Annotated in this window: 6 protein-coding genes and 1 pseudogene; 2 read left to right on the top strand and 5 right to left on the bottom strand. The window is 52.5% G+C overall.

Going from position 1 to position 9,549, the window contains the following annotated elements; genetic code table 11:
* Window positions 1–231: 231 nt before the first annotated feature.
* A complete protein-coding gene (gene mltA / locus BGK46_RS01195) occupies window positions 232–1,311 on the bottom strand; it encodes a murein transglycosylase A (RefSeq protein ID WP_069586646.1) in 1,080 nt (359 codons plus the stop codon).
* Window positions 1,312–1,546: 235 nt separating this feature from the next.
* Here mltA and BGK46_RS01200 point away from each other — a divergent pair, with 235 nt between their 5' ends.
* Complete coding sequence (locus BGK46_RS01200) at window positions 1,547–1,771, top strand: hypothetical protein (RefSeq protein WP_069586647.1); 225 nt, start codon at window positions 1,547–1,549, stop codon at window positions 1,769–1,771.
* Window positions 1,772–1,844: 73 nt separating this feature from the next.
* Here the strand turns inward: BGK46_RS01200 and BGK46_RS01205 are convergent, their stop codons facing one another.
* Window positions 1,845–2,195 carry a DUF2850 domain-containing protein gene (locus BGK46_RS01205; RefSeq protein ID WP_069586648.1) on the bottom strand — a complete coding sequence of 117 codons (351 nt, stop codon included), beginning with the start codon at window positions 2,193–2,195 and terminating at the stop codon, window positions 1,845–1,847.
* 242 nt (window positions 2,196–2,437) lie between these two features.
* Between BGK46_RS01205 and argA the strand changes: the two genes are divergently transcribed.
* A complete protein-coding gene (gene argA / locus BGK46_RS01210; RefSeq protein WP_069586649.1) occupies window positions 2,438–3,763 on the top strand; it encodes an amino-acid N-acetyltransferase in 1,326 nt (441 codons plus the stop codon).
* Window positions 3,764–3,778: 15 nt separating this feature from the next.
* On the opposite strand, the gene recD is transcribed toward argA, so the two are convergent.
* The 3 genes and pseudogenes from recD to BGK46_RS17980 all read right to left on the bottom strand — a co-directional run.
* The gene (recD, locus tag BGK46_RS01215) at window positions 3,779–5,617 is read right to left on the bottom strand and encodes an exodeoxyribonuclease V subunit alpha (protein WP_069586650.1); all 1,839 of its coding nucleotides are present in this window, start codon (window positions 5,615–5,617) and stop codon (window positions 3,779–3,781) included.
* On the bottom strand, window positions 5,614–9,207 hold the full coding sequence (gene recB / locus BGK46_RS01220; protein ID WP_069586651.1) for an exodeoxyribonuclease V subunit beta: 3,594 nt from the start codon (window positions 9,205–9,207) through the stop codon (window positions 5,614–5,616). The genes recD and recB overlap by 4 nt, the downstream gene beginning before the upstream one ends.
* A gap of 171 nt (window positions 9,208–9,378) precedes the next feature.
* Window positions 9,379–9,549 (bottom strand): annotated as a pseudogene (locus tag BGK46_RS17980) (group II intron reverse transcriptase/maturase); the annotation flags it as partial.

Here is a 9,549-nt window from a genome sequence, read left to right on the forward strand (position 1 = left end):
TTTGGTGTAATGTTGTCTGTTTGTGGTATAGTGTCGTACATCTTCATACTCTGACGTAGGTTTGGTGTGTGTTTGAATGATATGGCGACCACAGAGGACATACACCCAAAGAGAAGAAGCCAAGGGCCAATGTGGACTAGGCCTTCTAAAAGACGTAACTCAGCTTAATTCACATGCATTAAGCATTCAATGCTCGCTTTTTTATCGCTTCAACTCCGTGAGTGACACTCTCTAAGGCTGACTCGCAAGCTGGGGCGCCAACGCTTCAAGCTTCCAAACTCGGCCAAAGTGTTTGTAATGCCCCGCACGTTCTCCAGCGTCATTGCCCATACCGTGGTACAAATCAAGATGATTTTCTTTCACCGCCCCACCGGTATCTAATGCCATTAACAGCTTGAGTACATGCTCGCCTGTCCAGTTGCCTTGCTCATCCAACTGAGGCACTTCAGCGAGTAGCACACTCCCCATCGGTAAGTAACGTCTATCCGCCGCCACAGATGCGCCGGCTTTCAATGGAATACCTGCCGTGCCACTCACGGGATCTGCCGCCTTAGGCGTGAAGAAAACATAAGAGGGGTTTTGCTCCAGTAACTCACGAACTTCCTCTTCACCATGAGCCGCCACCCAGTCTTTGATCGCTTTCAGCGACATTTTTTCACGCGGCACTTCACCGTTTTCAATCAAGACTTTACCGATGCTGACGTAAGGGTGGCCATTCTTGCCACCGTAGGCAAAATACTCGAGTTGGTCGTTGTCGCCAAAGTGGACAAAACCACTGCCCTGAACTTCCATAATAAAGTTATCAATCAAAGAAGCGCTATAACCCAGCTCTAACCCCAACCCATCTAAGGCTCCATCGTAAATCGCTTTGCGATCTGGGCAGTCGTCATCGCAAAAGGGTTTGGCATAAACCGGATAGCGGAACAAGGCATCGGGTTGATGGCGCATCTCAATCACTGGTGAGAAATAGCCGGTAAACATCACGTTACCAAAGTCATCACCACCGCCCATTTGGTCGACACCCAGTCCAAACTCAGCAAGTGCTTCCACATTGCCTCCTGCATCCAGCCACGCTTGCAAACGCTGGTATACCGCTTGATGCTTGGCCACTAGCGAAGGCGATTTCGCTTTTACTTCGGCTAACTGATCATTAAACAGACTAAAGTCACGTGGGCTATCAGACACCACGTGTGGCACTGGAGTTAAAATTGATTCAAACCGCCCATCAACATATTGTTGACCACGGTCAGTGGGACGTACACACCCTGCGAGTGCGACCACACACCCCATCACGACTAACGCTTTTTTCACACTGTAATCCAATCAGTAGTTTGTAGCGCTAAGGCTCGCAAAAAGACCTACACTTCGCAATCACTTCTCATCGCTAAGTTGTAACTGTCTGAAAATCAATACACATTGAATGTGATCAAACCTCGCTTACCTGCCTGAAGTAGGCGACATTCATGAAAGTGTCATATAATTGTTATGTACTGTGTCTGAAACAAAATTGCATAATAAATGCAACATCAAGGGAGTACAGGTTGCTATGGATCTGAAAGTTGGGCGTTCAACGCTTCTTGATACCGATGCAGTGGAATACCAATGGATTCGAATGATGGCCAGTGAGGGCTGCACTCGAAACACTATCAATACCAGCATTCAACGTTGTCTCGGTGGCGATGAAACCACCGCCGATATTCTTCGCCGCGTGGCCATGAAGCAGTGTTCGGTTAATGAACTGCTTTCATCTCTCGACGCGGTTAAATACTAGCGTGTAAAGTGGCGCCATATTGCCATTGATCGCAATTGGCGCCTCTTCACTTGCAGCAGCGCTGCGCGCAAACTTAATTCGCCTTACCGAACATAGACGTATAGTGCGCTGGCGATAGCCTTTCTAGCGTTGATTTATTCTCTACGCGATACAGATACTCTTGTGTGCCAATCGTGTACGACAGCTCATCGCCATCAAACGTATAAGCGGTAGTCGCACGACTGCCATTGGTATAAATGCCATCCGAGCGCACCTCAAAACGGTCAGCCGCATAAGGGGCCACCTCTAGTTCCACCCACTCACCGTATAGATCTTTTTTGGTCATCTCAGGGGCAAAAAACTCGGGGCGAGTTGCCACAAGAAAACTGGCGCCACCCGCTAGAATAATAAACACCAGTAAAAATATTTGTTTGGTCAACCGCACGCTACAACCTCACTCACTGATAATCAGGATATTTTAACCAATCCCATTGTCTACTTTAGACGCAGTTTGCAAATCTTGTGAGTTTGGTTCCCAAACAGGAGCTAATTTGCCCCGTTACCTTGCCTCTTTATCGCTCGGGCGCGCAGACACGACAGCGCATAGTAAAATGACTAAAGGCTTGACACTTATCACCCAAAGAGAATAAAAAGGCACTGTAAGTGAATATTTAGACGGATAGGCACGTGAAGATAAGAAGTACCGCACTGGTTAAAGGGTTTCGCCAATCGGCGCCGTATGTCAACGCTCACCGAGATAAAACTGCGGTGATCATGCTGGGTGGCGAGGCCATGGCGGATGAGAACTTTCAGAATATCGTCAATGATATCGCCCTACTCAATAGCCTAGGCATGAAGCTGGTATTGGTGTTTGGCGCCCGCCCGCAAATCAATCGCACCTTAAATCAGTACGGACTGAAAACACCTTATCATAAAGGAATACGCATCACCGACAGCCACGCGCTTGAAGTAGTCAAACAAGCAGCCGGCCAAGTGCAACTCGACATTACGGCACGTTTATCTATGGGGCTCAACAACACCCCAATGGCGGGCGCTCAGATTAATGTGATCAGTGGTAATTTTGTTATTGCGCAACCGTTGGGCGTCGATGATGGAATTGATTATTGCCATAGTGGCAAAATTCGCCGCATCGATATTGACGGCATTCAGCGCCAGCTCGATCAAAACGCGATCGTACTGATGGGGCCGGTAGCCAGCTCAGTCACAGGGGAGTGCTTTAATCTCACCTCCGAAGAAGTGGCGACTCAGGTCGCGATTCGGTTACGCGCAGACAAGCTGATTGGCTTTTGCTCCGAGCAAGGGGTCTTAAATCAAGACAATGAGGTGATTTCTGAGTTACTGCCCACCCAAGCTCAACCGCTTTTAGAAGCGCGAGAAGCCGCTGGCGATACCGGCTCTGGCACCAGTCGTTTTTTACGAGGCGCAATTGCTGCGTGTCGCGCGGGCGTTACGCGTAGCCATTTGATCAGCTATAAAAAAGATGGGGCATTAATCCAAGAGCTGTTCTCAATTGAGGGGATCGGCACCCAGATCGTGATGGAGCGTGCCGAAAAAGTGCGCCAAGCCCAGATTGACGATATCGGTGGGATCTTGGATTTGATCCGGCCTTTGGAGCAACAAGGGATCCTAGTGCGCCGCTCGCGAGAACAATTGGAGCAAGAAATCCCACGCTTTACCATCATCGAACGAGATGGGTTAGTGATAGGCTGCGCCGCACTCTATCCGTTTAGTGAAGCGCGCACCGGCGAGATGGCATGTGTCGCTATTCATCCAGACTACCGTGATGGCGACCGCGGCGTCATGCTCCTCAATCACCTCAAGCAACGTGCTAAAGCCAAAGGGCTCGAGACCATTTTTGTACTCACCACCCACAGTTTACATTGGTTTTTGGAACAAGGCTTTTTGCTCTCCGATGTGTCAGCACTCCCTAACACTCGCCAAGAGCTGTACAACTATCAGCGGCGCTCTAAGGTGCTGACTTTAGCGCTTTAGCGTATCTCGCTACACTCAAGGCGCTATCAAAGCATCCGGCAAACCACTATACCGGGCGGTGCGTGCGCCCACACCGTGGCGCAGCACCGGCCAAGACGCGTAAAGATCAAGCTGGCGCTTCGCCCGCGTGATGCCGGTGTAAATCAGCTCGCGGGTGATCACCGGTGAAATGGTGGGCGGACATACCAACACTGTATGCGCAAACTCCGAACCCTGTGATTTATGCACCGTCATCGCAAACGCAGTTTGATGGGCGGGCAGACGGCTGGCAAGCAAATAGCGCACCTCTCCATCGTGGGTTTCAAACGCTACTCGCGTAATCCCCCCTTGCTGCACCGCAATCCCAATGTCACCGTTATACAACCCCAGAGCATGATCGTTTTGCAAAATCATGATCGGTCGGCCGTGGTACCAAGTGTCACGCTCTTTGGCGATCAGCCCTGCCGACGCCAAGTGCTGCTCAATAGCTTGGTTGAGACCAGCGACGCCAAATGGACCTTCAGTCAATGCACACAACAAACGAAATTGGCTAAAGGCACTCAGCACGTCCGCCATCGATGACGGGTTTTCGAGCGTTGCATTGTCGAGTGTCGTTAAGTAATCGCGATATCCTGTCACCGCTTGTTGCATCAGGGCCTGATAGCTGTCATCACTCAACACATGGTGGGCAATATCGCTATAGCCACGTTTTAACACCGCCCCCACCTCAGCCATTTCTCCTCGGTTCACCGCAAAGGCGAGCTGGCCAATGCCGGATTGGGCATCAAAGCGATAACTTTTGCGCAGCAGACACAGAGCACTGGCAATCGCTGGCGCGTGCGGATTTTCGGGTACATCAAAGCCAGTCAGTTGGCTTAAACGCGCTGCTTGCGCCGCTGGATAGCCCGCCTCGGCGTACTGACAAATATCGCCTAGCACCGCCCCCGCTTCCACCGAGGCAAGCTGATCTTTATCCCCCAGCAAAATAATGCGTGTTGAGGGCGCCAAGGCATCGAACAGCTGTGCCATCAAGGGCAAGTCCACCATCGAGGCTTCATCGACAATCAACACATCCGCATGCACGGGATTATTTTTATGATGGCGAAACGCTACTCGCTGCGGAATCGCCCCTAATAATCGGTGAATGGTACTGGCTTGGGTCGGTAGCGCCGCTTTCACGTCATGATCAACAGGCAAGGCGGCAATCGCCCGTCCTAGTGATTCAGTCAATCGGTTGGCCGCTTTGCCGGTCGGGGCCACCAGCTTGATAGTGAGCGCTGCAGAGGCTGTACGCTCGGCGTGGTGCGATGCCACCAGCGCCGCCAACAAACGGGCGACGGTGGTGGTTTTCCCCGTACCTGGCCCACCCGAAATCACCGCAAAAGGTTGGGTCAACGCGGTGGCTGCCGCCACTTTTTGCCAATCTATCTCTGCCTGTGAGGCGACAAATAAGTTATCTAGGGTTTGTCTGGCTTCATCCGGTACCGGCAGCGCGGTCAGACGCTGGCGAATATGCCCTGCCACTTGCTGCTCGGCATGCCAGTAGCGATGCAAATACAGTCGGTGTCCGGCAAGCACCAAGGGCGTCGCCTGCGTCCCGTCAGACACCACCGACGCCTGTGCCAATTGCTCACTTGGCGCTTGGCTATCAATGTGCGCCAATAAAGGCTGCCAAGCGACGTCACTGGGTGGCTGCCACTGGTGCAAATCAAGGCAGACATGGCCTTTGCCCACTTCACGGCTCAGCAGTGCCGCCCATACGGTGATAGCAGCCTTATCTAATTGGGTGTCTTCTTCGCCCATCAAACAAGCAAATTGCACATCAATCGCTCTTAATTCCCCGCGCTGGTAAAGTGCCATTAATGCTTGTTTCATATCGACTCTCCAGCAAAGAGGTTGTCCAAGGCGTCAATCAGCGCCTTGTCGGGACGGTGCGCGAACACACCGGTCTCGCCGCTATCACTGGCGCCTCGTAAAAAGAAATAAAACACGCCCCCCACATGGGTGTCGTAATCATAATCTGGGATCCGCTGGCGCAAAAAGCGGTGCAGCGCCAAGGTATAGATCTGGTACTGAAAGTCGTATCGGTGCGCGATCATCGCCTCTTTGAGCGCATCAGGATGATAATCGGCCACACTGTCCCCTAAATGGTTCGACTTCCAATCCAGCACGTAATACTTTCCATCGGCGCGGAAGGTTAAATCGATAAAGCCTTTTAACATCCCGCGCGCCGTGTCAAAGGTGAGCTGGCCAGCTCGGGCTGATAACGCATCATATCGCGCGGCGAGTCGATTCAATCGCTGGCAGTCTAGTGCGGCCAAAGGCATCACGAACTCCATCTCCGTTAATCGACTGGCGTTGTCAATTTGGTTCAGCCTCAGCCCTTGCTCATTAAGCGGGTGCTTCAATACCTGAGTCATCCACTGCTGCAATATCGGGCACCACTGCGGGTCATAGTTTTCCAAGCTAAGGTGATGAGTAATGAGCTCTGCGACTTCTTCACGCATCAAATCAGCGGTAAAGTCCACCTCTTCAAACAAGGTATGTAAAAAGGTACCGGCTCGCGCGCCTTTGGGAAACGCAAAAACTGACCAAGGATCCACCGCCACATCCGCCGTCTCCTCGTCAGCGAGATCATCGTCCGCGTCCAAGTCGTAACTGGCTAATGTTGGCAAAGCGCTGATGTGATGGCTTTGTTTTAGCAGCCCTGAGTAACTGGTTAACCGCCACTGTCGGTCAATTTTGCCGTCAAACTGACGGGCGGTTAGCGCCTCGTGCGCCCCCGTTTGAGGGGTATAACGACTATCATCTGGCTCAGGTGGTGCGACCACCGCCACCGCATCGCTCGCGCTCGCCAATCCAGCCAAACTCTCGGCCAGCAAGCTAGCATCACCGGCTTCTCCATGCTGGAGCAAATAACCGAGGGCCGTTAAGTGCAAAGCCGAGTCTTTTTGCCGACTATTACCTTGTTTAAGGGGCGCACAGCCGATAAAACACCCATACACGGCGCGCGTCACCGCCACATATAGCAAGCGGATATCTTCAGCCAGCCGCTCTTTTTCAGCACGTTCTTTGCCTTCATCGACATTATCCAGCGCCAGCACCGGCTGATACTGTTCATCATGATAAAACGGTTGGCTGCTTTCGCGATACTGACAAGCGAACGGCAAGTAAACCAGATCGTATTCCAAGCCTTTCGATTTATGGATGGTGACGATTTGCACCAAATCACGCTCCGACTCCAACCGTACCTGCTGCTCTTCCGATTGTTGAGCCGGCTCGGCCATTCGCTCTTGTAACCAGCGGATCAGCGCGTGTGGGTTGTCCAATTGCTGGCTGGCACTTTGCAGCAACTCCGCGATATGCAAAAAGTCGGTCACACAGCGCTCGCCTTGCGGCATTGCCAACCAGTTCTCTGCCACTTGGCGGGCACTGGCGACTTGGCGAAGCATCGGCATCACCCCACGACGCTGCCAAGTATCACGGTAATGGCTAAAGGCCACCACCTCTTGCTCCCACAAGGCTTCGTCTTGATTGAGTAATGCTAGCTGCTCAGCGGTCAGGCCAAATAAAGGGCTGGCTAGCGCCGCCCGCAACTTACGCTCGTTTTCAGGCTGCATCACTGCCACTAAAATGCGCTCAATGTCGCTGGCGACGGGGCTGGCGAACACATTATCACGGTTAGAAAGATACACAGACGCCACGCCTTTTTCGGCCAGCGCTTGCTTGACCAGCTGTGCCTCGCGTCCGGTGCGCACCAACACAGCGATATTGTGCGGCTGAATGTCGGCTCGGCCGGAAGGTGTTTGTAGATAACTATTGCCCGCCACCGATTGGTTGAGTACCTGAGTGATATGCTGTGCGGTACTCACCGCCAAGGTCTGTTCAAAATCTTGCTTGGCACACAATTCATCCGGGCTGTGATGCCAAAAGGTGAGCGCGGGCTGCTCGTTTCCCTCCACCACCAGCGCCTTTTGTTTGGCGCTAGGCGAAGAGGCCACCTCTAAAAAGGGAATACTGTCTTGATAGACAAACGGTGCCTTCGCACGTGAGAACAAGGCATTGACCCCGCGCACCATGCCATCTGTCGAGCGCCAGTTGGTGGCAAGGTTATAGTGATCACTCACCTGTGCACGGGCATGAATATAGGTGAAGATATCGGCGCCACGAAAGGCATAAATCGCCTGTTTAGGATCGCCAATCATCATTAAACCGGTGCGCTCATCCTCTTCCCCTGTGTCTGTCTCTGCGTCTGCGAATACAGGGGCATCGTCCGCCACTGGCGGCTGATAGACAGTGCTAAAAATCTGATATTGCAGCGGGTCTGTGTCTTGGAATTCATCAATCATTGCCACCGGATATAAGCTGCGAATACGCGCAGCCAACTGGCCTTGGCTATCTTGGTCAAGTGCGCTGGCAAGCTGAGAAAGGAGATCGTCAAACGAGAGCCACCCTTGACGGCGTTTTTCTTGGCGGAGCAGCTGCCGAACTTCTTTGATCGCCAGCGCGGTTAATCCCGGCTTTAACGTCGGCGGCTGATCAACCAATGCCTGAATTTGATCAAATAGCGCCAGACTCGGTGGTTCTGCTTTACTCTTGGCCGCTAATGTCTGTTGAGCGAATTTTTCCAATTTGTCAGGCAATTGGTAATCAAGCGTCTCGGCATTGGCCCATTGTTCCATCGCATTCAGCCAGTTCGCCAAATGGTCTTTGCGATAACTGCGGCCATCGAGCTTGGCAGCGCTGAGTTGCTCGTTGATCTGCTCCCCCGCCTCGCGCCATGCGCACTTCACCGCATCAATCTTGGCAATCGCCGCTTGGTGTGCCGCCATGAGATCTTCGCCGAGATCAGGCGCCTTGACCGTGACAGCCGGCCCGGATAAATAGGGCGCAATCTCTTTTAATAAGGCTTCCGGTGCGGGCCAGTAGCTGCTCACCACACCGGCTAACGATTTAGGCAGCGGATAAAAACGACGACGCCAAAAGTCGGCCGCCGCGCGCGCTTTGATCTGTCGCTCGTCGGTGACAAATTCATGACTGAATAGGCTGCCCGACTCAAACGCATTTTGGGTCAGCATCCGCTGACAAAAACCGTGAATGGTATAGATGGCCGCCTCGTCCATCTGACGTTCGGCCTCTAACAGTCGCTGCGCCGCGGTTTTACGATCGCTAATCTCTGCCAGCAAAGGTTCAATGATAGGATCGTCACTCTCACCGCGCATAAAGGCAAAACGGGCCTCATGAATGCGACGCCGAATACGGTCTTTTAGCTCTTGGGTTGCCGCTTCGGTAAACGTCACCACCAGTATTTGCTCGACCCGACACGGCGCCGCGCGGCCATGCCCAAGCAACAATCGCAGGTACAAGCCAGCAATGGTAAACGTCTTACCGGTGCCAGCGGAGGCTTCGATTAATCGGACGCCATCAAGTGGCAAGGTGAGCGGGTTGAGGATCTGCGGTTCCATATCATTATTTCATCGCCTAGTCTGCCCGCTATTGTAGCAACCCCTTGGGGTAAAACATATTCTAACCAAGACAATCGAGCGGAGCCCACTAACATCACGATCATCGAGTAGGGTGAGGCGTTGCCGCCTCATCCCTCTCACAGAACCGTACATACGGACCTCGTATACGGCTCATGCACACTTCCATTCAGCATAAATGCTAAACACATGCCCTGTCCTTACCTGTTCAATATTAACTAACCCCAGCTCATCGAACCACTGGTTGGGCATTGCATAGCTTGCTAGCGGGCTCGCTGCATTTCTCCAGCTGGTCATGCTTATCCATTTAAATGGCGTGTTATT

Source organism: Salinivibrio sp. SS2 (assembly GCF_001722075.1).
GTDB classification, from domain to species: Bacteria; Pseudomonadota; Gammaproteobacteria; order Enterobacterales; family Vibrionaceae; genus Salinivibrio; species Salinivibrio proteolyticus.

What these genes read in the sequence shown, in the direction of transcription:
- BGK46_RS01200 (WP_069586647.1), top strand. Translation starts at nt 1,547, where the DNA reads ATGGATCTGAAAGTTGGGCGTTCAACGCTTCTTGATACCGATGCAGTG.
- recD (WP_069586650.1), bottom strand. Translation starts at nt 5,617, where the DNA reads ATGAAACAAGCATTAATGGCACTTTACCAGCGCGGGGAATTAAGAGCG.
- recB (WP_069586651.1), bottom strand. Translation starts at nt 9,207, where the DNA reads ATGGAACCGCAGATCCTCAACCCGCTCACCTTGCCACTTGATGGCGTC.